This window comes from Rhodococcus sp. IEGM 1379 (assembly GCF_030056815.1).
In the GTDB taxonomy this organism is placed as follows: Bacteria; Actinomycetota; Actinomycetes; order Mycobacteriales; family Mycobacteriaceae; genus Rhodococcus_F.
This window is the reverse complement of the sequence record NZ_JASHKR010000050.1, coordinates 1-25205: the sequence shown is the minus strand read 5'-3', so window position 1 is coordinate 25205 and position 25205 is coordinate 1. Positions and strand designations below refer to the sequence as shown.

General features: G+C 61.8%; 28 protein-coding genes and 4 pseudogenes. 11 read left to right on the top strand and 21 right to left on the bottom strand.

Features of this window, described 5'->3' with window-relative positions:
- Positions 1-50: 50 nt before the first annotated feature.
- From QM600_RS21345 to QM600_RS21335, 3 genes and pseudogenes are all read right to left on the bottom strand, one after another.
- Positions 51-222 (bottom strand): annotated as a pseudogene (locus QM600_RS21345) (protein-tyrosine phosphatase family protein); the annotation flags it as partial.
- 41 nt (positions 223-263) lie between these two features.
- Positions 264-782, bottom strand: a complete 519-nt coding sequence (locus QM600_RS21340; protein WP_283263545.1) for a hypothetical protein — start codon at positions 780-782, stop codon at positions 264-266.
- 45 nt (positions 783-827) lie between these two features.
- The gene (locus QM600_RS21335) at positions 828-1934 is read right to left on the bottom strand and encodes an FUSC family protein (protein ID WP_283263544.1); all 1107 of its coding nucleotides are present in this window, start codon (positions 1932-1934) and stop codon (positions 828-830) included.
- Positions 1935-2111: 177 nt separating this feature from the next.
- On the opposite strand from QM600_RS21335, the pseudogene QM600_RS21330 reads away from it, so the two are divergent.
- Positions 2112-2817: pseudogene (locus QM600_RS21330) on the top strand (IS6 family transposase).
- A gap of 69 nt (positions 2818-2886) precedes the next feature.
- On the opposite strand, the pseudogene QM600_RS29985 reads toward QM600_RS21330, so the two are convergent.
- Positions 2887-2979: pseudogene (locus QM600_RS29985) on the bottom strand (IS5 family transposase); the annotation flags it as partial.
- On the opposite strand from QM600_RS29985, the gene QM600_RS21325 reads away from it, so the two are divergent.
- The gene (locus QM600_RS21325; protein WP_283263551.1) at positions 2948-3130 is read left to right on the top strand and encodes a hypothetical protein; all 183 of its coding nucleotides are present in this window, start codon (positions 2948-2950) and stop codon (positions 3128-3130) included. The pseudogene QM600_RS29985 and the gene QM600_RS21325 sit on opposite strands and share 32 nt — an antisense overlap.
- Positions 3131-3517: 387 nt before the next feature.
- Here the strand turns inward: QM600_RS21325 and QM600_RS21320 are convergent, their stop codons facing one another.
- The 5 genes and pseudogenes from QM600_RS21320 to QM600_RS21300 form a co-directional block, all read right to left on the bottom strand.
- Positions 3518-3682 carry a hypothetical protein gene (locus QM600_RS21320; protein WP_283263543.1) on the bottom strand — a complete coding sequence of 55 codons (165 nt, stop codon included), beginning with the start codon at positions 3680-3682 and terminating at the stop codon, positions 3518-3520.
- 62 nt (positions 3683-3744) lie between these two features.
- On the bottom strand, positions 3745-4095 hold the full coding sequence (locus QM600_RS21315; protein ID WP_283263542.1) for a cupin domain-containing protein: 351 nt from the start codon (positions 4093-4095) through the stop codon (positions 3745-3747).
- Positions 4096-4127: 32 nt separating this feature from the next.
- Positions 4128-5918 carry a molybdopterin-dependent oxidoreductase gene (locus QM600_RS21310; protein ID WP_283263541.1) on the bottom strand — a complete coding sequence of 597 codons (1791 nt, stop codon included), beginning with the start codon at positions 5916-5918 and terminating at the stop codon, positions 4128-4130.
- A 479-nt stretch (positions 5919-6397) separates the two neighbouring features.
- A pseudogene (locus QM600_RS21305) lies at positions 6398-6643 on the bottom strand (YceI family protein); the annotation flags it as partial.
- Positions 6644-6900: 257 nt separating this feature from the next.
- Entirely contained in the window at positions 6901-7362 is a 462-nt protein-coding gene (locus QM600_RS21300; protein ID WP_283263540.1) for a MarR family winged helix-turn-helix transcriptional regulator, read from the bottom strand.
- Between the two features lie 106 nt (positions 7363-7468).
- On the opposite strand from QM600_RS21300, the gene QM600_RS21295 reads away from it, so the two are divergent.
- From QM600_RS21295 to QM600_RS21265, 7 genes are all read left to right on the top strand, one after another.
- Positions 7469-7978, top strand: a complete 510-nt coding sequence (locus tag QM600_RS21295) for a VOC family protein (RefSeq protein ID WP_283263539.1) — start codon at positions 7469-7471, stop codon at positions 7976-7978.
- A 113-nt stretch (positions 7979-8091) separates the two neighbouring features.
- Positions 8092-8655 carry an alpha/beta hydrolase gene (locus tag QM600_RS21290; protein ID WP_283263538.1) on the top strand — a complete coding sequence of 188 codons (564 nt, stop codon included), beginning with the start codon at positions 8092-8094 and terminating at the stop codon, positions 8653-8655.
- 88 nt (positions 8656-8743) lie between these two features.
- Entirely contained in the window at positions 8744-9343 is a 600-nt protein-coding gene (wrbA, locus tag QM600_RS21285; RefSeq protein WP_283263537.1) for an NAD(P)H:quinone oxidoreductase, read from the top strand.
- A gap of 111 nt (positions 9344-9454) precedes the next feature.
- A complete protein-coding gene (locus QM600_RS21280) occupies positions 9455-10252 on the top strand; it encodes a pirin family protein (RefSeq protein WP_283263536.1) in 798 nt (265 codons plus the stop codon).
- Between the two features lie 67 nt (positions 10253-10319).
- On the top strand, positions 10320-11447 hold the full coding sequence (locus tag QM600_RS21275; RefSeq protein WP_283263535.1) for a maleylacetate reductase: 1128 nt from the start codon (positions 10320-10322) through the stop codon (positions 11445-11447).
- Positions 11444-11830, top strand: coding sequence for a dioxygenase (locus QM600_RS21270; RefSeq protein ID WP_283263534.1), 387 nt, complete (start codon positions 11444-11446; stop codon positions 11828-11830). The genes QM600_RS21275 and QM600_RS21270 overlap by 4 nt, the downstream gene beginning before the upstream one ends.
- Positions 11785-12243 carry a dioxygenase family protein gene (locus tag QM600_RS21265; RefSeq protein ID WP_283263533.1) on the top strand — a complete coding sequence of 153 codons (459 nt, stop codon included), beginning with the start codon at positions 11785-11787 and terminating at the stop codon, positions 12241-12243. The genes QM600_RS21270 and QM600_RS21265 overlap by 46 nt, the downstream gene beginning before the upstream one ends.
- Positions 12244-12957: 714 nt before the next feature.
- Here the strand turns inward: QM600_RS21265 and QM600_RS21260 are convergent.
- The 9 genes from QM600_RS21260 to QM600_RS21220 all read right to left on the bottom strand — a co-directional run bounded on the left by QM600_RS21260 (position 12958) and on the right by QM600_RS21220 (position 21860).
- Complete coding sequence (locus QM600_RS21260) at positions 12958-13743, bottom strand: RhlG family 3-oxoacyl-ACP reductase (protein WP_283263532.1); 786 nt, start codon at positions 13741-13743, stop codon at positions 12958-12960.
- Positions 13744-13818: 75 nt separating this feature from the next.
- Complete coding sequence (locus tag QM600_RS21255; RefSeq protein ID WP_283263531.1) at positions 13819-14802, bottom strand: NADPH:quinone oxidoreductase family protein; 984 nt, start codon at positions 14800-14802, stop codon at positions 13819-13821.
- Between the two features lie 33 nt (positions 14803-14835).
- A complete protein-coding gene (locus QM600_RS21250; RefSeq protein WP_283263530.1) occupies positions 14836-15930 on the bottom strand; it encodes an acyl-CoA dehydrogenase family protein in 1095 nt (364 codons plus the stop codon).
- Positions 15927-17120, bottom strand: coding sequence for an acyl-CoA dehydrogenase family protein (locus QM600_RS21245; RefSeq protein WP_283263529.1), 1194 nt, complete (start codon positions 17118-17120; stop codon positions 15927-15929). The genes QM600_RS21250 and QM600_RS21245 overlap by 4 nt, the downstream gene beginning before the upstream one ends.
- 35 nt (positions 17121-17155) lie before the next feature.
- Positions 17156-17914 (bottom strand): 3-oxoacyl-ACP reductase FabG, encoded by a 759-nt coding sequence (fabG, locus tag QM600_RS21240; protein ID WP_283263528.1) that lies wholly within the window; start codon positions 17912-17914, stop codon positions 17156-17158.
- A 39-nt stretch (positions 17915-17953) separates the two neighbouring features.
- Entirely contained in the window at positions 17954-19021 is a 1068-nt protein-coding gene (locus QM600_RS21235; protein ID WP_502943046.1) for a phosphotransferase family protein, read from the bottom strand.
- Positions 18981-19763: an SDR family oxidoreductase gene (locus tag QM600_RS21230; RefSeq protein WP_283263526.1), complete on the bottom strand. Its 783-nt coding sequence runs from the start codon at positions 19761-19763 to the stop codon at positions 18981-18983. The genes QM600_RS21235 and QM600_RS21230 overlap by 41 nt, the downstream gene beginning before the upstream one ends.
- A 6-nt stretch (positions 19764-19769) precedes the next feature.
- The gene (locus tag QM600_RS21225; RefSeq protein WP_283263525.1) at positions 19770-20984 is read right to left on the bottom strand and encodes an acyl-CoA dehydrogenase family protein; all 1215 of its coding nucleotides are present in this window, start codon (positions 20982-20984) and stop codon (positions 19770-19772) included.
- A gap of 54 nt (positions 20985-21038) precedes the next feature.
- Positions 21039-21860, bottom strand: a complete 822-nt coding sequence (locus tag QM600_RS21220) for an SDR family oxidoreductase (protein ID WP_283263524.1) — start codon at positions 21858-21860, stop codon at positions 21039-21041.
- 161 nt (positions 21861-22021) lie between these two features.
- Between QM600_RS21220 and QM600_RS21215 the strand changes: the two genes are divergently transcribed.
- Positions 22022-22498 carry a MaoC family dehydratase gene (locus QM600_RS21215; RefSeq protein WP_283263523.1) on the top strand — a complete coding sequence of 159 codons (477 nt, stop codon included), beginning with the start codon at positions 22022-22024 and terminating at the stop codon, positions 22496-22498.
- A gap of 78 nt (positions 22499-22576) precedes the next feature.
- On the opposite strand, the gene QM600_RS21210 is transcribed toward QM600_RS21215, so the two are convergent.
- A complete protein-coding gene (locus tag QM600_RS21210; protein ID WP_283263522.1) occupies positions 22577-23257 on the bottom strand; it encodes a TetR/AcrR family transcriptional regulator in 681 nt (226 codons plus the stop codon).
- 136 nt (positions 23258-23393) lie between these two features.
- Between QM600_RS21210 and QM600_RS21205 the strand changes: the two genes are divergently transcribed.
- The gene (locus QM600_RS21205) at positions 23394-23540 is read left to right on the top strand and encodes a hypothetical protein (RefSeq protein ID WP_283263521.1); all 147 of its coding nucleotides are present in this window, start codon (positions 23394-23396) and stop codon (positions 23538-23540) included.
- A 162-nt stretch (positions 23541-23702) separates the two neighbouring features.
- On the opposite strand, the gene QM600_RS21200 is transcribed toward QM600_RS21205, so the two are convergent.
- Together QM600_RS21200 and QM600_RS21195 are read right to left on the bottom strand one after the other, a co-directional pair.
- A complete protein-coding gene (locus tag QM600_RS21200; RefSeq protein WP_283263520.1) occupies positions 23703-24641 on the bottom strand; it encodes a transposase in 939 nt (312 codons plus the stop codon).
- An 80-nt stretch (positions 24642-24721) separates the two neighbouring features.
- Entirely contained in the window at positions 24722-24934 is a 213-nt protein-coding gene (locus QM600_RS21195; RefSeq protein WP_283263519.1) for a hypothetical protein, read from the bottom strand.
- Positions 24935-25205: the final 271 nt, after the last annotated feature.

Here is a 25205-nt window from a genome sequence, read left to right as displayed (position 1 = left end):
CGGACAAGCACCCGACGGCGCGGGCCCCGCTCGACATACGCGTCGACACCGGACAGCCGAGACACGAACCACCGCTGCCACGTAGTTTCCAACGCCCGCCCCGAGTAGTGTTCGCGCACATAGGCGACCGCGTCCTCACCCGAGACACCATCGAGGACTGCCAGAGACGCCAATGCGGTTCCCGTACGGCAGAATCCACCCCCCACACGCGATCTCCACCTTCGGTCTCCGACCGAAGTAAGGGACCATCCAAGGCACGCCACTTACGCCGACCTCAACAGACCGATCTCAGCAACCTGCCGGTCCGTACGCGGGTCACGCCAGATTGCTCGGCCGTCGCGCACGAGCGGCATCAGCAACCGCTTCTCCTCGATCGGCCATTGAATGAACGGCGGATAGCCTGCGAGTTCACCCTGCACGGTGTCGGCGATCAGGACAGTGGCCTCGGCGAGCGACTGGTCGATGTGTAGCCCACCGAACGAGAACGACTTCAACGGTTCCACACCGGCTGTCTTGTGCCGCGGGCGTGGACCCGGTTCAAGCCCGATGTGGCAATCACCCGTCTCGAGCAGAGATATCGTCCACACCGCATTCTCCAGGTAGACATCCGGCCCGTGCCTGCGGCAATGAAGGTCGCTGCCGACCGCAGAGCACGCGTCCACGATCTGTGTGGGAGCACCGTCGCCCGACGTCGGAACCAGCGGCACACGCCAGACGTCGACGTACTCGAAGGCCTGAATATCGCTCCGTTGATTCTCTACTGCCCCCGAAAACAGTTGCACTCCAAACAACTTGACAACGCCACCCGGATGCCTGGCTGTTGAAGCTCAGTCGTGAACACTCTCGGATTTATGTTCTTCTCCGTCGAGGACGCGGAGCGCTGCGAGTAGACCGCGGCTGGACAGGATTATCGTAGGCGCGGCAGCGGTAGTGACTTTTCCCTGCTGCAAGAGCTTTTCGAGTTCCGACAACTTTTCTCGGGCGAGAGGCAGCGTGGCGAGAGCGTGACCGTCGGCGGGATCGTGTACCGGGCCTCGTCCGGCATCCTCGAATGCTCCGGCCATCGCGTCGAGTAAGCCAGCGACGGATCCCTTCAATGTCTCGTTCTTGTCGAAGTTGCTGTCCTCGACAGCAAGGATCAATCCCATGAGATGCAATGCCGCTCCGTCTAGAGCTTCAGCGGCAGGGCGGAACAGATCCGCACCCCCGATCCGCAACCAGCCACGTTTCCGGAAGTTTCCGACAAGGCTGGCTTCACCCTCCGTCACTGCGGCTTCCGCAGTGACGGATTTGTTCACCGAAAGTGCCCGTCGACGCCAGAGATCGCCATTTCCATCACCGGTTTTCACGCCCTCGGCCATTTGTCGAAGAATGTCCGAGACCTCATGGGTACGCGCCACCAACAGGTCCCGTGCGTCGGAAAGATAGTCAGGCGGAACCAACACGGCATTGACGGTGATACCGATGAACACTCCAAGGACTACATCGCCTATGCGGTGCATGACAAGGTATGGGTTTGTCGCTGTTCCGTACAGAAGGACCAGTACCGCGGTGACGGCCACCCAAACCCCGTCAGGTGACAGTCGCGGAATTCGGCCGACGAGCATTCCCGCCGCCGTTGCGAGTGCCAACGCGGCGACGGTCGGGAGTGTCACCGCTGCGATCGCGGCTACCACCACTCCAAGGACGACCACGCTCACCTGACGGGCGGCCACCCGCATCGAGTTCCGTACAGTGTTCCCAATGATAAAAAGTGCAGCATACGGGGCGAGAAACGCTTCTGGACTGTGGAAGACGTCGTTCGCGACCACCCACGCGATGACGACGGCTACGGCGCCTTTCAGGGCTGTGACGATTCCGATGCTTTCACATCGCTGAATCAGAGGATGCTCAAGAATTCCTTGCTCCTCACTGTTGGTTCGGCGGCCGGACATCGGTTCACCTAAATGCAACCTTGTCGGCGGCCATCTCCTCGCCGCAGCGTACCTGTCGGCATGTATATCCCCCACCGAGCCGCTGTGGGAGATCAGATGCCACGCCCGGCGCTCTCACAAGGGCACTGTCACGTTGTTGAACCCAGCAAGCTGGGAGAATGAGGCGTGACCACCCCAATGCTGTCGTACAAAGGCCACCGCTACCCGGTCGAGATCATCAACCACTGCGTGTGGTTGTACTTCCGGTTCCCGCTCAGCTTCCGCGAAGTTGAGGAACTTATGCTCGAACGCGGCGTAGTGGTGAGCTACGAGACGATCCGGCGGTGGTGCGCCAAGTTCGGGCAAACATACGCCAACCAGCTGCGCCGCCGACGCCCACAACCCGGTGACAAGTAGTACCTCGATGAGGTCTTCATCAAAATCAACGGCACCCTGCATTACCTGTGGCGGGCGGTCGACCAGCACGGCAACGTGCTCGACGTACTGGTCCAGTCACGACGAAACGGCAACGCAGCCAAGCGATTCTTCCGTAAGCTGCTCAAGGGCTTGCACTATGTGCCGCGGGTGATCGTCACCGACAAGCTCGCCAGCTACCAGGTCGCCCACCGCGAGATGCTGGCCTCGGTCGAGCATCGCCAATCCAAGTACTTTCAGCAACCGGGCCGAGAACTCGCATCAACCCACCAGGCAGCGCGAACGGGCTATTAAACGGTTCACATCGCCTGGGCACGCGCAACGATTCCTGTCCACCTTCTCGGGCATCTCACCGCATTTCCGGCCCAAACGGCATAGACTCTCGGCGCCCGAATGGCGTACCGAGATGGCCGGCCGCTTCGCTGTCTGGCAAGAAGTCACCTCGACCGACGCCGCCGCCTGCAAGTGAACGGCAGGGCGGTGTCCTGTAAAGACTGTCCCAAACAGGCGTCGCTGCTGGGCTTTTCAACTAACGTGACAGTGCCGCGTCGAGGATCACACGGCGACAATGCTTTTCGGGCCGTCCACCGCGACCCGCCATGTTGCTCGGTGGCGGCAGTAGCGGTTCCAAGACCGACCATTGGGCGTCGGTCAGCGACGAGGACGGATACACCGCGCATCGGTGCCCCGCCGACGCGTGGGACGGGCACGACGGGCACATCGACATCGGCGATGATGACATTGTGGACTCCTGGGTACGGGCCGCGACTTGTCATCACTGACCCACCCACGATCCGCCAGCGCTGCTCACCATCACGAGTTCTCGGACGCTTTCTCAGCGGCGACTACGCATCATCCCCATAGCCCCCGCCGACTCAGCCGCCAACCGTGCCCCCAGCTCCCGGCACCGCCCGTAACCGCAGACCTTACCGCGGGTGGGCGCGACGACATCCGAAGACGCTGCACCGGCGGTAACGTAAGAATTCTCATCGGACATTGCGAAAGGGAAACGAGATGTGTACTGCCGCAAGGATTTTCATCGTGCTTGATGCGCGTGTCCGACCTGGACCGTTCCGTGACCTTCTACCGCGATGTGTTCGACTGCACGGTCCCGATTCACGAGCCCGGACGCCGCCCTTCTTTTGACGCCGAGCGGCTTCCAGATGTACTTACGCGCACACACGGCGGGCCGGGGACGCGAGACCGATGCTGTGGGCGTCGATCAGATCATCTGGTCCGCCGACAGCGAAGAAGGACAGTACGTACTCGAACACACAGGACGGGATCCGTTTTGTCGACGGCATCGACCCGGACAATACTCGTGTGCTGATCACCTATCCGACTCCCGAACAGCTACCCCGCGAAGTTATCGACAGACGATTCCGGTGAGCGCCGACTACGTATTTACCGGTGGAGCAGGCAATTTCGCTACCGTGAGCAACACCGTGGATGCCTCGAGCGCTTCGAGTGCATGCCGCGAATTGGGCACGATAATCAGATCCCCGGGCGAGCCTTCCCAAGCCTCATCGCCCGCGGTCAACCTAACGCGACCGTGCAGAACATGGACCGTGGCTTCGCCCGGGTTCTCATGCTCCTCGAGTCTCTGACCCGCAGCGAGCGCGATCAAAGTTTGACGCATGACGTGTTCATGGCCCCCGTATACGGTGCTGGCGCTGCGCCCCGCCGACGCACGCTCTGCGCGGGCGAGCTGTTCGCGTCCCAGCGCCGTCAAAGACATTTTCTTCATTCCCACTCCATCAGTCGTCTATCAGGACAGGTTTACAAGGACTGCCGGTACCCGAAGAACTCATGATCCTCGTTATAACCGCCGAAGCCGCCACCGACTTCGGAATAGTCCGCCACGAACTCCACACCCTTGATCCACTTGACCTGCTTGAATCCGAGCTGAGTCTCGTTGCGGAGCCGCAGCGGTGCACCGTGGCCGAACGGCAAGGGAGCTCCGTTCATGTCGTAGGCAAGCATTGTCAGGTGGTATCCCATCTGTTCGATCGGGTGCGCGTCATAGTAGGAACCCCCGTCCGGGCCGTCGCCGAGTGAATAGAACACCACCCACTTCGCGCCCGGTTTCGGGTGGACAAGATCCATGATCGTCTGCATCGATACGCCGCCCCACTTGGCGATTCCCGACCATCCCTGGATGCAGAAGTGCTGCGTGATCTGCTCCTGTGGTGGCAGTGCGCGAAGTTGTGCCAAGTCCAATTCCACCGGGTTGTCGACCAGTCCGTTGACCCGCAACCGGTAGTCGACGAAGTTGCCGGCCAAGAGAGATTTGTACTCCTCGGAGTCGGGGTACTGCCCGTTGTGCCAAAAGTACGGGGAGATGTCCTTCTCGGTGTATTCGCCAGGCTTGGAGTCGACGTGCTCGAACAATCGCTGCGCTGGTCCGATGAGTGCGAAACCCACTCGCTGAACCACTCGTGGATGACGCAGCGTGAACGGGGTTGCCGCAACCCACCCGACAATAACGATCACCATCGAAGCCGCAAAGATCACGAAGCCGATCCAGCTGTCGTCATTCCTCGCCGCGTACATGTGATTGACGTTGCGGAGCAGTCCGGTGGTGAAGACCATCGCCACGTGGATCACGATGAACACCAGGAACCAAATCAGCACGAGAAAATGCAGCGAGCGGGCGGTTTGAATGCTCAATACCTTGCTGACTCGTCTGAAGCGGGTGGATAACGCCGGCGACATACCCAGCCCGGTGATGATCGCGGTCGGCGCGGCGACGAAGACCGTGATGAAGTAGGCGAGCAGTTGCAGCCCGTTGTACGCCACCCAGTGGCCTTCGGTCGGCCAGTCGAGCGAAAGATATTGCAGAAGTACAGAGATGGCGTTGGGGAAGACGTCCCAGCTGGTCGGAATCACATGCCGCCATTGCCCGGTGACGAACAGCAACACGTAGAAGATCAGACCGTTGAGCAGCCACAGCGTGTTGGTGCCGAGATGCCACCACCGGGCCAGGCCGATCGAGTGCCGGATCCCCGGTAAACCCACTTGCCCGGGCAGGCTGATCGAGTCCTTCTTCGCGGTCCACAAGGGATCGGCAGGAACAGGTTTCTGGATACGGAACCATTCCCGGCCAGGTGTGCTGTGGCGAGTCCAGTACAGCCTGGGGTGGTCGGTGAGGATCTGCACTCCCGACCGGATGATGAAGACCATCAGAAACAGATTGAGAAAGTGTTGCGCACCCAACCATGCGGGGAGGGCCGACGTTTCGCCTGGGCCGGGCTCACTCGCACCGGGGTGCTGCTCGATGAACACCTGCACGGACGACATGCTGCGCAGGTGTTGCGCCGCTGCGACTGCCCCGATCAAGACGACGAATCCGATAGGTAGCAGCCAGAGCAGGTTGAACCATCTGCTGTGGCCGATGCGCATGCGAGGTGCGATGCCGGTGGCGTACGGTACCGAACCCGCCCACGTGGTGGGGTCGACGACGTCCGCGCCTGTGGTCAATTGTGTGCGGAAGCTGTGCGCCACAGCAGGAGTCCGCGCGGCATCGGGAGCCGCACTCGGCGGTGTAGGTGGATCGGTGGAGTCGACCATCGGTCACATCCAAACGCTGTAAGCGACACCGGCGAGATACCGGTGTGCAAAAAATGTTCGATGACCTGACCCTACTCACCATGGGTGCCCGTTCGTGGCCACTATGCCGAGGATCAGAGTGGGGCGGGGCACAACACGATCTCGGTTGAAGGTCTGATTCCTTCCTCAATATGTCGCGGCTGCGGTCCGCTCCTTCGACTCGGCGGTGCGAGCGAGTCGGTGCGCGGGCGACGGCGATCGGCCGACTCAGCGGGGTCGGTGGAATCGGCGATCGCAGCGTCCGAAGTCCATAGTGCCGGGGCCTAAATGACATGCATTTTCCACATCAGGTGCCGCGGATCAAGCGGCGCCCCGTGCAGTCGGGTTCATCACACGCATCACGCCGGTCTTTTTCCACTGCGCACCCGAGTCCCGTGCGAGCACACCACGGAACCAGACCGAATGGTTGAGGATCTGCGGGAATCCCCGATCCGGGCTCAGTCGGCGGAGCGGATGTGCGCGTCGCGGTCGGCGTTCTTGGTGTCGATCGAGGAGACCGCGATCTCGGCGGTCACCGATGCGGTGCCGTCCTCGGAGACGGTGATCGCGCCGGAGACGTCGTTGAACGTGCCGCGCACCTTGCTGACCATGAGGTGGCGTACGGAAAATCCGACTGTCGAGTGCACCGGATCGATGGCCCAGGTGCCTGCGGTCAGGTTCGGCAGGACGGTGGTGGCGGTGGTCATGGGACTCCTCGAAGATCTCAGGCAAGGCAGGAATAGAAAGTAATTGAATATGCAACTATCACGATAAGTTAATCTAATTTCGCTGTCAACTAAAATTCAGTCGCTGGGCAGGACTCCCAGAAACTTTCAGAACAAACGAGTTGGTCGACCGGGTCCCGCAAGCCACCGAACTACCGCAGTGGCGCGTCCTCTGACAGACACGACGCAACGCAGTGCGACGCGACGGAAGCCCGTATCGCGCGAGGCGAGTGAGCACATCAGGAACGCTCAAGCATGTGAGTGCGCATCTCCTGATAGGCGCGCCCGAAGACCGCGACGTCACGGGGGCTGAGCAGGTCGAACATGTTCTTACGCACCTCGCCGACGTGCCCGGGACTGGCGGCGGCGAGCTTCGCCGCGCCCGCGTCGGTCAACTCGGCCAGCATGCCCCGCTTGTCGTCCTCACACTCCACCCGGCGCACCCACCCGAACTCAACAAGCCGACTGATCGCCCGCGTCACCCCACTGCGTGTCGTGGTGACCGCGTCCGCGAGTTCCCCCATGCGGCAACGGCGGTCCGGCGCCTCGGATAACACGACGAGGAGCTCGAAATCGGTGAACGAGATGCCCGCATCCCGCACGAGCTGGCGATCAAGGTTCTGCAGCAGCAGGCGGGTCGCATCCAGGTAGGCGCGCCACGTGTGTTGTTCGTCGTCGCTGAGCCATCGGGTCGCTTCCATTCCGCCAGCATAGCCTAAGTAGTTGACACTGCAACTAAATTGAGTACTGTGGAATGTAGTTGAGAGCGCAACTATCTGCGCTCCTCCCTTCAGACGGGACACGCCCATGAGCACCACAGAGGAACAACAGCGCTCGCAGCAGTTCTCCGAGCAGCGCGACCGGATCCGCGCCGAGCATCTCGAGCCGGCCGCATCACGCCCTGCTTCCTCGGCTCGCGGCCTGCATCACACCGCGCTGATCAGCAGCGACGTCGAGCGGACCGTGCGCTTCTACCAAGACGTGTTGGAATTCCCCTTGACGGAGCTGATCGAGAACCGGGACTACCCGGGGTCATCGCACTTCTTCTTCGACATCGGCAATAGCAACCTGCTGGCCTTCTTCGACTTCCCGGGTCTCGATGTCGGGCCGTATCAGGAAGTGCTCGGCGGTTTGCACCACATCGCGATCAGCGTCGAACCCACCAAGTGGGAGCACCTGCGCAACAAGCTAATCGCCGCCGGTATCGAATTGATCGAGCACAGTGAGGTGTCGCTGTACTTCCGCGATCCGGACGGCGCCCGCCTCGAGCTGATCGCCGACCCGCTCGGCGAAATGTACGGCTCCCACGTGCTGTGAGAACGCCCCCACCGTCGAACCGAAAGCGATCATGAGCGAGATAAACGGGTCAACCCTCGCCCGCCCCCACATCTGGCGGGCCGGGACCGGCGCACCGCCGCTACTACTGCTGCATGGAACCGGAGCCGACGAGCACGATCTGCTACCGCTGGGCGCAGAATTGGCCCCGGACTCCCCGCTGCTCTCCCCTCGCGGCACGGTCCTTGAGGGCTCGATGCCGCGGTTCTTCCGCCGCATCAAGGAAGGTCGTTCTCGACGAGGACGACCTTCGTGAACGCACCGACGAACTCGCCGCATTCATCAACGCTGCCTCGTCGGCGTACGCGATCGAACCAGGTTCACTGATAGCGGTCGGTTTTTCCAACGGCGCCAATATCGCATCCTCCCTGCTGGCCCGGCATCCCCACCTGCTCGCCGGTGCCGTCCTGATCGCCGCGATGGTCCCCTACCGCGGCGGAATCGGAGAGGTGGATCTGACCGATAAACGGGTCGCGATCGTCAACGGTACCCACGATCAACTGGTATCGACCGAAGATACCAGCGATCTAACCACCCAATTCCGTAACGCGGGAGCACAAGTCAGCGTCCTCGGCCACGACGGCGGCCACGCCATTCCCACCGCCCTCTACAGCGAACTCCGCGGTTTCATCACCGCAACCACTCCTCCGCCGGTCTGACACCACCTCCGATCGGGCACCCGACCCAGTGACCGAACACCGCCGTCTCCGTTCACCGGAGCGCACCGACCAGAAAGGCACTACCCCCATGACGAAGCTGTCGATTATCTACTACTCCGCCACCGGACACGGCACCACGATGGCCCACCGGCTCGCGGCGGCAGCCGAAGCAGCCGGCGCCGAAGTACGCGTGCGGCACGTCGCCGAGACCCGCGATCCCCAGACCTTCGCCGAGAACCCGGCATGGTCGGCGAACTACGAGGAAACCAAGGATCAGCCCGCCGCCACCGGCGACGACATCATGTGGGCGGACGGGGTGATCTTCGGATCCCCGACCCGATTCGGCAGCACTGCGGCACCGTTCCAGACGTTCATGGACTCGCTCGGCGGATTGTGGGCACAGGGCAAACTCGCCGACAAGGCCTATGCCGCATTCACCTCCAGCCAGACCGCGCACGGCGGCCAGGAAACCACCCTGATCGGCTTGTACACCTCGCTGATGCACTTCGGTGGCGTCCTGGTGCCGCCCGGCTACACCGACGGCCTCAAGTTCGTCGACGGCAACCCGTACGGCGTCAGCCACATCACCGGCCCGGAAAACCAGAACGAACTCAACGACGCCACCCTCGCCGCGCTCGACCACATGGCCACCCGCGTGGTCAAGATCGCGGGCTCCCTCGCGCAGTAGTTATCGGCACTCGTGGGCGGATCTACCGGGGCCCGAAGTCCGTCAGATCCGCCCACTACGCCCTTTCTCCCTCTCGCAATACCGCTTGCCCCCTGAAAGGTGCTCTCTCCCATGACCGCAGCCCTGCACCGTCCGCAGCTCGACGTCCGCCGAGCCGATGACCGTTTCAAGACCCGGGCCGGCTGGCTCGATTCGAAGCATTCCTTCTCGTTCAGTCGCCACTACGACCCAGCGAACACCCATCACGGGGTGTTGATGGTCAACAACGATGACATCGTGGTGCCCGGGATGGGCTTCGACACCCACCCGCATCAGGACATGGAGATCGTCACCTGGGTACTGCAAGGCTCCTTGGTGCATCAGGATTCGATGGGACACTCCGGCGTCATCTATCCCGGCCTCGCCCAGCGGATGAGCGCGGGCACCGGCATCCTGCACTCGGAGAAGAACGACTCCTGGCGGCTCGGCGAGATCGCCGGCCCGCATGCCGACCACCACAGCGACCCGGTCCACTTCATCCAGATGTGGGTCGTGCCCGACGAGTCCGGTCTCACCCCAACTTACGAACAACTCGAGGTCGACCACGAGCTGTTAGCCGGCGGGCTGGTCCCGGTCGCCTCCGGGATGCCCGGTCACTCCGACCACTCGGCGATCCGAATCAAAAACAAGTACGCGGCCATGCACGTCGCCCGTCTGCAACCCGGCCAGGCGCCGATCACTGTGCCCGACGCCCCGTTCCTGCACGTGTTCGTCGCCCGAGGGCAGGCCTCGATGGAGGGAGTCGGGATTCTCGAAGAGGGCGACGCGATTCGGCTCAGCGGCGGCGGGGGCCAACAGTTGACCACCGACACCGGCGCCGAGATCATCGTGTGGGAGATGCACGCCGCGATCGCCGGACAAGCAGGCTGAGCGGACGGAGAGGCGCCGGTTCACGCTGGTGTGCAACGGGAACCGCGCAATAGTTGGGAGCTCGGCAATGAAAACTTTCACCTACACCTCGACACCCTCGCGGGTGGTGTTCGGCAGCGGGACCGTAGCCGAGGTCGGCAACGAAGTGCATCGTCTGCACCGAAGCCGGGTGCTCCTGCTCGGCGGTCCGCGTCTGACCACGGTCACCACCGCCATCAGCGAAGCTCTCGGCCCACTGATTGTCGCCCGCTTCGACGACGCCACCATGCACACCCCCACCGAGGTCACTACCCGCGCACTCGCCCTCGCCGAGAAACACGCCGTCGACTGTGTCGTCGCTGTCGGTGGTGGATCAACCACCGGGCTGTCGAAGGCACTGGCCGCCCGCGCCGGATACGACCAGATCATCGTACCCACCACCTACGCGGGCTCGGAGGTGACCCCGGTCCTCGGGGAGACCACCGACGGAGTCAAGACCACTCGCTCCGGCCCGGAGATCCTGCCCGAGACGGTCATCTACGACGTCGACCTCACCGTCGGATTACCCACCGAACTCACTCTCACCAGCGCGATCAACGCCATGGCTCACGCAGTCGAGGCCCTCTACTCCCCGGAGACCAACCCGGTGATCGACAGCATGGCCCAGGGCGCCATCGCCGCTATCACCCGTGCGCTGCCGATCGTGATGGCCGACCCGACGAACCTCGATGCCCGCGCCGACCTGCTCCAGTCGGCATGGTTGGCAGGCCAGTGCCTCGGCGCCGACGGAATGGGCCTGCACCACAAGCTTTGTCACACTTTGGGCGGCAGCTTCAGCCTTCCGCACGCCCCCACCCACACCGTGATTTTGCCGCACGCGATGGCCTACAACGCCGCTGCCGCACCCGAGGTGATGGCCAAGATCGCCGACGCCATGCGGGTCCCCGACGCCGCCGCCGGTGTGTACGACCTGATCGCCGCCCTCGGTGGGCCCACCTCTCTCGCGGAGCTCGGATTCACCCGCGAGAACATCGACAGCGCCACCGAATTGGCCATCGCCAAGCCCTACCCCAACCCGCGCCCGGTGACCGGTGAAGGTATCACCGACCTGCTCACCGCAGCCTACGAGGGACGCCGTCCCGGCGGCGGGGCAGCCGTCCCGGCGGCGGGGCAGCCTTCCCGCGCGCCGAGCTCGACCACACCACCGCCGAGGTGATCGCGAGCTTCGCCGACACCCCCGACCCGCGCCTGCGCGCCCTGATGACCGACCTCGTCCGCCATGCCCACCAATTCGTCACCGACAACGACATCACCGAGGACGAACGGACTTTCGCCGTCGACTTCCTCACCCGCACCGGGCAGATCTGCAGCGACACCCGCCAGGAGTTCATTCTGTTGTCGGACACCCCCGGCATATCGACGATGGTCGACATCCTCACCAATTCCCGCGCCGCGACACAGACACCGTCTGCGGTACTCGGACCCTTCTACGTCGAGGGACCCCGGCGGCGGAGCGCGGCAGCGACCTCGCCGCCGGGCTTACCGGCACCCCGATGTGGGTGGATGTGCACGTCACCGACCCCGACGGGAACCCGATAGCCGACGCAGCCGTCGATGTGTGGCAGGCCAACGAGGACGGTTTCTACGATGTCCAACTGCCCGACCTGATAGGGCCGGCACTGCGTGCCCGTTTCCACACCGATACCGCTGGCCGCCTACAGTTTTGGTCGATCATGCCGCACGAATACCCGATCCCCGACGACGGACCTGTCGGTCACATGCTCGAAGCCACCGGCCGGCATCAGTACCGGGCACCGCACGTGCACTTCATGATCACCGCACCCGGCTACCGCAAGTTGGTCACCCAACTGTTCCCGGCAGACGGCGCCTATCTCACCTCGGACACCGTCTGCGGTGTCAAACCGAACCTGGTCGTAGGCTTCACCGACCACTCGGGGTCGACCCCCGACGGCCGCCAGGTGCTCGGCACCTGGCGCCATCATTTAGCCTAGATCCGGGAAACGGCTAAGAGCGGGCGATATTACTTCCAGTTGCTTCTCGGCCAGCGTGTCGGGGTGTGCGCCTTCGCTTATCCAGCGCCTCACCCTCACTCCCATTGGCAAGCCGAACGTCGCGGACAACGGGACGCGGGTCAGTGGCGAGATGCTCAAAACCCTTGTCGCACTAAGTCACTTCTCCAGGAATGCAGCCGCTCGCGCATGCCCTTAGGTCAACGTCTGCGAGATCTGCGACAACTTTGCGACCAGCTCAGAGTTTCACGGGACCCGACTCCTCGAATCTATCACCGCTGCAATAATATTCGTGACGTATCCCTTAAACTTGACCCTGGGCCGTCCACTCTCAACCACCCATGGGCACTGGTTTCCTGAGCGCTCACGATCTTCTCGTCGTGCGCGGCACGTACTAGTGCGGTACGTACTAGTACGTGGAGTACTCTCCAAGACCCCCGCTACTCGGTGCTGCCCGTCCCCGGATCGCAGACCGGTTCAGACTGCACCTTCACACCGTTCACTATGGAACGGCCGTGCCGCGGGTCACGGTGTCGACCATCTGGCCTCCTCAGCACGGGACACACTCATGTATGGCGTCCCCTGCCCGGCCACTTAAAAGTCATCGATATCGCACTTCGCCAAACACGGATTGGCCTAAAAGTCATAGTAGTCCGACTTTCAGGCCAATCCGAACAACTCGAATCAGTGTGCCGATCAGCGTGCTCCGCTAGCTCCACCATCGAGCGGAATCACCGCGCCGGTGAGATAAGCACCGGCGCGGGAGGACAGGAAGAACGCCAGCCCGGCAGCATCTTCCGGAGAACCCACACGCCCAAGCGGAACCGATGCGGCGACGGCATTGGCGCTCTCCTCGTCTTCGAGAAGGAACGCCATCATCTTCGACGGAAAAGGTCCCGGAGCAATCGCATTGACCGTGATCTTTTCCGCTGCAAGCGTTGCCGCCAACTTCCGAGTCAACATGTGCACGGCAGCTTTGCTCGCACCATAAGAGAAGTTCTCGGAGCCGGACACCACCAGTCCGTCGATCGAACCGATATTGATCACACGCGCCGGATCCTCGGCTGTCGCCGCAGCACGCAACTGCGGCAACAACTTCTGCGTCAGCAAGAAGATCGCTTTGACGTTCAGATCGAAGATCTTGTCGAACCCTGCAGCCGGAAAATCGTCGACCGGTGCGCCCCACGTCGCGCCGGCATTGTTGACCAGCACGTCGAGCGTCGGCGATACCTCGGCGACCTTGGCCGCCAAACTCTCGATACCTTCGTCAGTTGACAAATCTGCCGGATGCGAAATGCACGTGCCGAACTCCGAGAGTTCCTGCGCTGCCTCATCACACGCCTCCGCTTTGCGTGCGGAGATAATGACCGTCGCGCCGCCCTCGACAAATCCGCGAGCGATCATGAAGCCGATTCCGCGCGACCCGCCGGTCACCACGACCGTCTTGCCACTGACGTCGAACAGTCCATCCAACAAGCTCATATGATCAAACCTTTCGCACGTGGTGCTGTGCGCCTTTATTGCCCGCGGGCGGGTAATAAAGGCGCACAGCAGGAGTCAGGGAACAAAAACAACGCGGCCGACGGTTGCGCCGTCCCCGAGTCGAGCGACACCGTCAGCAACGTCGGACAACGGCAACCGCTCGCTGATCAACGGTTTGATCAACCCTGCATCCGCGAGCCTGGTGAGCTCGACATGGCAATCGTCGATAGCCTGCTGGTTGTACGCCTTGTAGAGACCCCAGTGCAGACCGATGATCGAATAGTTCTTGATCAGAGCATGATTGAGAGCCGGTTGCGGAATGGTGCCGCCCGCGAAACCGATAATCACGATGCGCCCCTCGAAAGCGATGCACTTGGTCGACTTTGCGTAGGCGTCGCCGCCGACCGGATCGAACACCACGTCGGCGCCCTTACCGCCGGTGAATTCCTTCACCGCTGCGACAAAATCTTCACTGTGCCGATCGACAACCAAATCCGCACCGAGCTTGCGTGCGTACTCCACCTTGTCCGGTCCACCGACCACACCGATCACCTTGGCGCCGGCGGCTTTACCGATCTGAATGGCAGCACTTCCCACACCACCGGCTGCAGCATGCACCAAGAGAGTCTCGCCTTCGAGCAGCTGCGAACGACGGTGCAGCGCGAACCACGCCGTTTGGTAGCCGATGGTGAGAGCAGACGCCTCGGCATCGTCCAGCGCGGCCGGTGCCGGATACGTATTGGTTTCGTCGAGAATCGAAAACTCGGCGAAACCGCCATCCGGCAAGCTCGGATTGCCGATCACTCGATCGCCGACCGAGAATTTAGTGACGGATTCTCCGACCGAGACAACTTCACCACACATCTCGACGCCGGGCGTGAACGGCAATGGCGGCTTGATCTGGTATTCGCCGCGACACATCAGCACATCGGGGAAGTTAGCCGGTGCGGCAAGGAGTTTCACCAACAACTCGGTGGGCTTCGGCGTCGGTTCTGCCACTTCTTCAAGCTTCAGTACATCTCGGGGTTCACCGAGTTCGTTGATGCGCCAAGCCTTCACAGAAATTCTCCACTCAGGTAGTGATTGTGTGTTTCAGGAAACAGGAAGGTCGACGAGTTCGCCAAGCCGCGCCCGATGCTGATATGCCGAACCAAGTGTCAGCTGATCGCTCTTGGCACGCTTGAGGTACAGGTGCGCCGGATACTCCCACGTCATTCCGATACCTCCGTGGAGCTGCACACATTCTTCGGCAGCGTGAACAGCGACGTCGCTGCAGAATGCCTGAGCGAGCGTTGCGGCAACTCCGGAATCCGCGTCGCCACGCGCGTAAGTGTCTGCGGCATAACGCGCGGCCGCGCCGGCGGAGCTGACTTCGAGCCACAAATCCGCCAGACGGTGCTTGATCGCCTGATACGAGCCGATCGCTCGACCGAACTGCTTGCGCTCCTTTACATAGGCAAGCGTGGTCTCCAAGCACCACTGAGCAACAGCGAACTGCTCCGACGCCAGTAGCGCGCTTCCAACGATCAGCGCCTCTTCTACCGCGTCGACGGCGTTCCCGCTGTCTACCCGCACCGACGGCGCTCCGGAAAACTCGACGTCCGCCAGCCGGCGAGTCATGTCCAACGACAACACCGGCGATACGTTGGCATCAGCGATACGCACGGTATGCAGTTCGAGACCGCTCGCGCCGGACACCGGCACAACAAGAACATCTGCCTCGGCAACACCGGCAACCGTCGTGACACGGCCGACAAGACCTGAATCCGTAGCCTTGACCGAAGCGACGAAAGTACCGGGCGACGTCGAGAGCGGGATCACCAACGCTGCCGTCGACTCACCGGAAGCCAAGCGCCCGATAACTTCTCGTTCACCGGCCTTCAACAGTGCCGTCGTTGCCAGCACTGCGCTGGTGAAGAACGGAACGGGCGCGACGGCGCGGCCGATCTCCTCCATCACCACCGCCGCCTCGCGGGTAGACGCACCCGCTCCCCCGAACTCCTCGGGTATCAGCAATCCGGCCAACCCGAGTTCCGATGCCAGGGACTTCCACAGACCGGTAAAGTCTGCCGGCACCTCGTCGTACGCGGTCACCACTGTCTCGGCTGCGGCGCGCTCGCTCAGTAAGCGTCGAACGCTGGCGCGCAGGTCTTGTTCGGTTTCGGTGTACAGCAGATCGGCGCTCATCGGGGTAGGTCCTTCCAGGCGATGTCCTTGTCGACGCGATGCTCGGGCGGCAACCCGAGAACGCGCTCTGCGATGACGTTGCGAAGGATCTCCGACGTCCCGCCTTCGATCGAATTGCCCTTTGCTCGGAGGTACCGGTAGCCAGGTTCGCGTCCGGTGAAGTCCACGGAATCCGGTCGCCTCAGCGTCCAATCGTCGTAGCGCAATCCGGCTTCACCGTGCAGTTCGAGATCGAAGCCCGAAATCTGCTGGGCGAGACCCGCAAACGCAAGTTTCATGCCGGAACCCTCCGGTCCGGGTTGCCCGGCCGCCAGTTGCTGACCGAGCCGTACACCGGTCAGACGGGCAACTTCGGATTCGGTCCAGAGCCGCATCAACTCGTCGTGCATCGCCGAGTTACGCAACTGAGGTTCTTCTCGCCAAGCCTGCGCAACCTTGCCGATCATTCCGCCTTCACGCGGAGCACCGGATCCGATGGCCACACGCTCGTTGTTCAGCGTGGTGGTAGCAACCTTCCAGCCCTGCCCCTCCGCACCGAGGCGGTTGACATCCGGAATGCTTACGTCCGTGAGGAATACCTCGTTGAACTCTGCCTCACCGGTGATCTGACGCAGCGGACGGACGTCGACGCCGGGATCGGTCATATCGCAGATGAAGTAGCTCAGCCCGGCATGTTTGGAACGCGACGGATCCGTCCGGGCCACGAGAATCGCCAACTGCGCGTTCTGAGCACCCGACGTCCAGACCTTCTGCCCGTTCACAATCCAGTCGTCGCCGTCACGCACTGCGCGCGTAGCTACTGCGGCCAGATCCGAACCGGCGCCCGGCTCGCTGAACAGCTGACAGTAGACAGTCTCCGAAGTCCACAAGGGGCGCAGGAACTTCCGCTTCTGCTCCTCCGTACCGAATGCGGCAATGGTGGGCGCGGCCATGCCGAGCCCGATACCGTTTTTACCCACATCCGGCCCCGGCGCACCCGCTGCTGCCAATTGTTCATTGACCTGACGCTGAAAGCTCTGCGGTACACCCAATCCCCCCTGGCCTTCGGGGAAGTGGACCCACGCCAATCCGGCGTCGAATCGTGCGCCGAGGAACTTCGATACTGACGTCTTCGCCGGATCATGCTCGGCAAGAAGCGTGTTCACCTTCTCGGCAAGATCACGCGATACTGCCTCTTCATCAAAAGCCATACCAACTCCTACGGTTCGAGCGATGGGGGTGAAGCTCAATCCTTGGGTCCGCCGGCAACATAGACAACCTGGCCGGAGACAAATCCTGCGCCCTCACTGACAAAGAACGACGCGGTGTGCGCGATATCCTCTGGCTGACCCACTCTGTTGACCGGAATCTGTGAAGCGGCAGCGGTTTTGAAATCCTCGAAGCCGACACCCATACGCTCAGCCGTTGCCGCAGTCATCTCGGTTTCGATGAACCCCGGAGCAATCGCGTTGGCCGTGACGCCGAACTTGCCCAATTCGAAGGCCAAAGTTTTGGTGAATCCCTGCATTCCCGCCTTCGCTGCCGAGTAGTTAACCTGGCCCCGGTTACCCAGTGCCGACGTGCTCGACAAGTTGACGATACGGCCGAACTTGGCTTCCACCATGTACTTCTGCACAGCGCGCGACATCAGGAACGCACCACGAAGGTGAACGTTGATGACCGAATCCCACTCCGCAACAGTCATCTTGAAGAGCAGATTGTCCCGCGTGATACCGGCATTGTTGATCAACACCGTGGGCGAACCGAGATCCGCTGCAATCCGCTCGACCGCGGCAGCGACCGACGCTTCATCCGAAACGTCGGCTCCAACCGCCAGTGCTTCACCGCCGGCAACATTGATCGCATCGACGGTGCCCGCACACGCTGCTTCATCGAGATCGAGTACGGCTACGGCAAAGCCGTCTGCCGACAGACGCTTTGCCACTGCCGCGCCGATTCCCCGCGCCGCGCCGGTGACGATCGCCGTTCTGCGTTCCTGACTCACTTGTCCTCCAAATATCGTGCGGTGGAACCGGTTATCTCGTCAGATTCCGGCTTGATCTGCAATGTCCCGGGCTTTAGCAACCAAGGCATCAATACGTTCAACCGTGGGAGTCCCGCTCTCGGCTGCATTCTGCGGTTCGTCGCGGGCCCGACGCATCACGCCCTCGGCAATGACCGCAACCTTCCACAGCCCCAACGCGTGCCAGAACTTCAGGGCCGCCGGATCCCGACCGGTGGCATCGACGTACACCTGCGACACCTCTTCTCTCGACGGGAATCCGGGGAGCGCCGACGCCGGGAAATCTCCGGCGGTATCTTCCCCGGCCTCCGGCCAATACGCAAGCAAACTTCCGACATCGGCCAGCGGATCACCGAGTGTGCATAGTTCCCAGTCGAGGGCGGCAACCACCTCACCGCTGAGCGCCGATGTAATCACGTTGCGCAGGTGAAAGTCGCCATGCACCAACGTGGTTTCGGTGTGCTGCGGTTGTGCGGCAATCAGGCGTCGGGTCAAGTCATCCAGATCCGGGCACTCCCGAGTCTTCGACTGTTCCCACTGTCCGCTCCACCGCTTCAATTGCCTGGCTGCATAGGGTTTGTGGCTGGCCAAATCGTCCAGTCCCGCAGCCTTCAGATCGATGGCATGAATTTTGGCCAACGTCTGTGCAATCGAGATGCCGATTGCCCGGCGCCGTTCCGGCGACAACGCTTCTGCCAGGGGCATTCGGTCCACTACCGCGCCCTCGACAAATTCCATGAGCAGCAAAGGAACTTCGGTCACGGCGGGGTCTTCCGTCAACCCGAAAACTCGGGGCGACGGCACCTCCGTGGATTCCAGAGCGGACAGGATCCGCGCTTCGCGTGCCACGTCGTGTGCCGACGCCAGAAGATGACCGAGAGGTGGGCGTCGTAGCACCCATTTCGCGCCGTCCTGATCCTGAACGAGATACGTGAGGTTGGACTGTCCCAAGCCGATTCGATCAAAAGTCAGCGGACCGGTGACGTCGATTCCCAGTCCCGATATCCACCGGGTGACAGCTTCGGTATCCAACCCGACTACTTCGACACTAGCCACCGAAAGACGCTCCTTGCCTGAACGGCTGTACATCACCGAGCAACTGCCCGCCGTCGATCGTCATGATCTCGCCGGTAACCCACCCGGCTGCATCGGAAACCAGGAAGGCGATAGCTGCGGCCACGTCTTCCGGTTCACCGATGCGTCCCAGCGCTGTCGACGCCGACACTGCTTCTTCGTGCTCCTTCCACAGTGCCTCGGCCAGCTTGGTTCGCACTACTCCCGGGGCAACCGCGTTGACCCGGATCTTCGGAGACAGTTCGAGAGCTAACTGCTTGGTGATGTGGATGAGAGCGGCCTTCGATGCGTTGTACGTACCGATACCGGCCTCGAATGCCATACCGCCGATGGACGCCGTATTAACCACGGCGCCACCGTGTTCACTCATCCAGGCTCGCGCGGCAAGCCCTGTCCACAGGACTGGAGCCCACACGTTGACGTCGAAGGTTTTGGCGAAACGCGAGTGATCCTGATCGATGATCGGTCCGAACGACGGATTGGTGCCCGCGTTGTTCACGAGGATGTCGAGACTGCCGAAGCGTTCGATGGTCAGCTCGACGCACCGACGTGCTGCATCCTCATCCGTTGCGTGTGCCCCGACCCCGATCGCATTGCCGGTGATCTGAGCTGCGGCAGCGTCCGCGGATTCCTGTGAGCGCGAGGTCAGGACAACGTTTCCGCCGGCCGCTGCGATTGCCTGTGCAGTCGCCAGGCCGATGCCTCGCGAGGCACCGGTGATGATCGCCGTCTTGCCTGTGAGATCCAGTCCTGCCATGTCAGTTCACCTAACTTCGCGGTACTTGCGCAGTTCCTGCTTGGCGATAGCGCGCTTGTGCACCTCGTCCGGGCCGTCGGCCAGACGCAGGGTTCGCATATGGGCGTAAGCCATTGCCAGCGGGAAGTCGTCGGTGACGCCGCCGCCGCCGTGGACCTGAATCGCACGGTCGATGATCTTGAGTGCGATGTTCGGTGCCGCAACCTTGATCGCTGCGATTTCGGTGCGTGCTTCCTTGTTACCCACCGTGTCCATCATGTACGCGGCCTTGAGCGTGAGGAGTCGAACCATCTCGATGTCGATGCGAGCCTCAGCAATCCAGTCCTGGATGTTCGCGTTGTCACTGACCGGCTTGCCGAACGTGATGCGGGTGGATGCACGCTTGCACATGAGTTCCAGTGCGCGTTCAGCCATTCCGATGGCGCGCATGCAATGGTGAATGCGACCGGGTCCGAGACGTGCCTGGCTGATGGCAAAGCCTTCGCCTTCGCCGGCGAGGATGTCCTTGACGGGAACGCGTACGTCCTCGAAGGTGATCTCGCCGTGTCCTTCACGATCCTGGTATCCGAAGACCGGCAGGTTTCGGACGATCGTGACACCCGGAGCATCTATCGGAACCACCATCATCGACTGCTGACGATGCGTCGCGGCGTTGACGTCGGTCTTGCCCATGACGATGAGAACCTTACAGTTCTGGTGCAATGCGTTGGAGGCAAACCATTTACGGCCGTTGAGGACGTATTCGTCACCGTCCCGGTCCATGCGGAGCTGAATGTTGGTGGCGTCGGAGCTCGCCACCTCAGGCTCAGTCATTGCGAAGGCTGAGCGGATTTCGCCTTCGAGAAGGGGCTTGAGGTACTTCTCCTTGTGTTCGTTCGTGCCGAAGAGAGTGAGCACCTCCATGTTGCCGGTGTCGGGGGCGGCGCAGTTGGTTGCCTCGGACGCAAGATGGCTGCGGCCCATGATCTCTGCGAGCGGCGCATATTCGAGGTTGGTCAGGCCGGGACCCCATTCCAGATGGGGATGGAAGAGGTTCCACAGCCCGCGTGCCTTGGCTTCCTTCTTCAGATCATCGATGATCGGCGGCTGGAAATGCGGATTGCCGGACTCACGCATCTGCACTTCGTAGACAGCTTCAGCCGGGTAGACATGCTTGTCCATGAAATCGTTCAACTCGGCCTGGTACTTCTTGGTGCGATCCGAGAATTCAAAGAATGACATGTGGGCTCCTGATCGAGAGGGAAGGAAAGTTCGGGGTTCGACGCTCAAGGTGGCTCATCGGCTTCCTGCAAGCAACGACGCTTGGTAGCGGCGCATTCCGCGCAACCAGCGGTCGTAATCTGAACCCTTCTGGCGGTACATGTCCAGAACCTTCGGGTGCGGAAGAATAAGAAACTGCTCGGCATCGACTGCAGCAAGAACGATTTCGGCGCACTGGTCGGGTTCGATGACCTCACCGGCGGCAAGGACTGCACCCGTCGAGGCTTCGCCGAGCGGATCACCGGAATCCTTGCCCTCGTAGAGGAGCTTGGTATTGACTCCCATCGGACAGAGACAGCTGACTCGAACGCCCTTGTCTCCGTAGGTCATCGACAGCCACTCGGCAAAGCCGACCGCAGCATGCTTGGTTACCGCGTACACCGCCGAACCCACCTGAGTGAGGAGACCGGCCGCGGAAGCGGTACTGATGAAATAGCCCTCTCCGCGCTCGACCCAACCGGGAACAAGCAAACGAGCAGCCCGAATGTGGGCCCGAACATTGATGTCGAAGGCAATGTCCCAGCCTTCTTCGTCGACGTCGAGGCCCAGACCGCCGGTAATGCCGGCATTCGCGAAGTAGAGGTCTACCGGACCGAACGACTCCTCGGCAAGTGCAATCAAACCCTCGATCACTCCGGCGTCGGACACATCGCCTGCGGAGGCAACGGCTGATCCCGGGTGCGCCGCATTGACCGCGTCGGCAACTGCAGTCGCGGCATCCGCGTTGAGGTCGGCGACAACGACGCGGGCGCCCTCAGCTGCCAACTTCCGGGCAAGTGCACCCCCAATTCCTCCGCCTCCACCGGTGACTATCGCAACCTTCTGGGCAACCTTCACGTTCGATTCCTCTCGCTTGCATTCACCGGAAGCTCCTATCAGTGATCCACGTCTCTCCTCATGTATAGTTGAATCCGGCGTCAACTTCAACCTTTGACGCTCAGCTTCTCTCGAAACCCACCGAATTTGCCACCGCGAACTGCGAGTAAAGGGAACAAAAGATGACAGCACACGAACTGCCCGTACGCCCGTCCACCTTCGCCGAACTCGAGGCATTGATCGGGCAGGAACTTGGCCCCACCGAGTGGTACGACATCACACAGGACCGCGTCGACGCCTTCGCAGCAGTGACCAACGATCACCAGTGGATTCATGTGGACCCGGAGCGCGCAAAAACCAGCCCGCTGGGTACGACCATCGCGCACGGCCTCTTCAGCCTTTCGCTCGGGCCACAATTCTCGTATCAACTCTTGGCGCTCGACGGGTTCGCACACGGCCTCAACTACGGATACAACAAGGTCCGCTTCCCGGCGCCGGTACCCGTGGGATCTCGAATCCGGATGCGCGCAACCTTGGTCTCCGTCGAGCAGTTAGCGGGTGGAATTCAGCTGACGATGAGCCAGGTAGTCGAATGCGAAGGCTCGGACAAGCCCGTCGCCGTTGCAGAGTCGGTTGCTCGAGTCGTCGAGCAGGCCTGACGATCTGGGCCGCTGAACGTGGTGAGATCACCGATGCCCTGGCCGCATTCCGGCCAGGGCATTCCCAACCTCGGGAAATCAGCCGCGCTCAGGGAACTTCAGGCCATTTGCCCATAGTTTCGTGACGGTGACAACCAAGTCTTCGAAGTCGATTGGCCGACCGTCCATCAAACCTTCCCCCAACGTGAATACGTTGTACGCAAACCGGCTTACCATGCCGGACAACGCTATCGACGCAGTCATCGGATCCAGGGACACATCGACAATGCCGCGCTTCTGCAAATCGGCAATACCCCGGGCATTGCGCCTGATAAAGGCGTCGGCGCGCTCGTTGCGGATCCTACGAAACTCCGGGTCGATGTGCGCGACCTGCTCCATAAGGCCCATCAACTTCGCATTACGTTGGTATGCAGCAAGATACGCACGATTACTTGCCTCCAGCACTGCATACGGATCGTCCGTACCGGCGACCCGGCCGATGCCCGGATGCATCATTTCTTCACGCGCAACTTCGAGGACCGCCGCGAAAACCTCCTCCTTGTTGGCGAAGTAGGTGTAGAAAGAACCGGTAGCACACCCAGCCTCCTTCGCAATGTCTGTCAGGCGGGCATCGAGATAGCCGGCACGCTCGAAAACATCACGAGCAGCGACGACCAGCGCTGCTCGGGTCCTGGCACCACGTTGGGTACTGGGCGGATCGCGATGCAACGCCGGCGGCGCGAGCGGCAGCGCGGAAATCCGAGAATCGTTGTCGAGCACACTGCTCTCCTTTTCGTGAAGTTCGCTGCCATTGAATGGCATTCACAACAAACTCAATGTTGACGCCGAGTTCAAGTGTACGCTTCGATGAGACCCAAGACACACATTCGGTCGATTCCCCGCGAAAGGCACAACCATGGTTAGCGTTCTCGACCCCGTGCTCGACGGCAATACCCACTCGGCGTACACCGAGGCACGCGATAGCCTTCAGAACGCCTACGACAAGCTTGGTGTCGCCGGACGCTCCGAGCTCGCCGAAACGCTCGAAAAGCTAGTGCGGTGACCGGTAGGGTTCGCTGGCGGGCGGCGATTATTTCTGGTTGATCTGCCGGCCGGGTCGGTCCTATCGGTCGACGACGTACGGGCAGCGCCCGCCGCTATGGGTGAAGTCGATGCTGGGGGAACCCTCTGCACCGCACATCTGACCGCGCGGTGCAGAGGGTGATTAGCTGTTCGCGCTCACCACACGCAGGGCCCGGCGGGACACGAATCGCGTGGCCTTGCGGCGCGGACTTCGGCGTTGAATGGTCCACCATTGCCCGCGGCCCCGCTGCGTACTTATACGGCTCTTCCCGGTAGCGCGTGAAAGCGCCGGGGTTCTGCAGTGAGCGTGTTCATGCCGCACTCCAGGCGGCACTGGCAAGAAGAATACGGGTTCGGTAATGATCCTCGTTGCGAAACCCCCGGGCAGTTCCTTGACCGTCCACGCAGCCTCGAGATCACCAGTGACATCATCGACGCGGAAGAGCGTGTGCGGTCGAGCCACCCCTCCCCCGGAAAGGGTGTCCCGACCGCGAAGTAACAACATTCGATGCGCCCACACCCGATCCGACTTGCGGCCCCGCCGGCCGAACAGTTGATGCGAAAGACGTTGCCGCACAGCGGTCACCATGTCATTGGCTTTCATTACGAGGTGGAAACCGTCGACACTGACCGCCGCCCTGGGCAACATCTCGCGGATCGTCTTGGCGAACGCGGCGGAGGGATCGATCGCGACGACCTCGATCTGATCACGCCAGGACTGCGGCCGTTCGGCGAGCCACCCCTTGACGCGGGCATTGTCGCGGCCGTCGACGACCCCGAGAACCTGGCTGGTGTCGAGGTCGACAATCTTGGATATCCAAGGCTCGGACCGACCCCACGCGCCGGCGGTGTCCTTGAAGAACCGCACCCGGCGGAAGCGGTATTCGTCGATCCCGATCCGCCACACCGCCAACTCGTTCACGTTCGGCAGTGTGTGCGTCTCCGAGTGCAGGCACGCTTGCACCAGCCACCAGGACACCGAGCAGGCCGCGGCGACCTCGCTGATGGCCCGTCCGGACTTGGTGACGGCATCGGATACATAGTTCCCGAGGCGGGCGGTGGACCGCGCATAGGCGGGCACCTGGTCGGTGCATTCACTGAATATTATTGCAGGACAATAAGTATTGTCACAAAACTAGCGGCGTTTGCGCCAGATCACGATCAGCGCGTGCGGGACGTCCCGTATCCGTTGGCAGCGCGAAAGAATGCACTCTCGACGCGGTGATGCCGCAGTCCCGCAGACTGCGGGATGATCGATTTCGACTTCGACCCAGCGGCCGACGCGGGTTCGTCATTGACTCCGATTACGCGGTATCCGGGCAGGTCGAAGAGTGCGCTCGCAGCATCGCGCTGCGAGCCGATAGGCCCAGCCATGGCTCGTGGGTATTTCTGCGGTTGTTGTGCGTAGACAACACACATCGCAGCAGACCCCCGGGCCTTCGTCGTGTTGCGACACCGGGTAAATTTCACGCGCTACCGGGACGAGCCGGTTAACCGAGCTCCGGAAAGCGGCTAAGAGCGAGCTCAATGACTTCTAGTTGCGTCTCGACCAGCGTGTCGGGGTGTGCGCCTTCGCTCATCCAGCGTCTAAACGGCATTGTCACATTAACGTGAATATTCGGTGGCACAGTGTGTTCGGATGCAT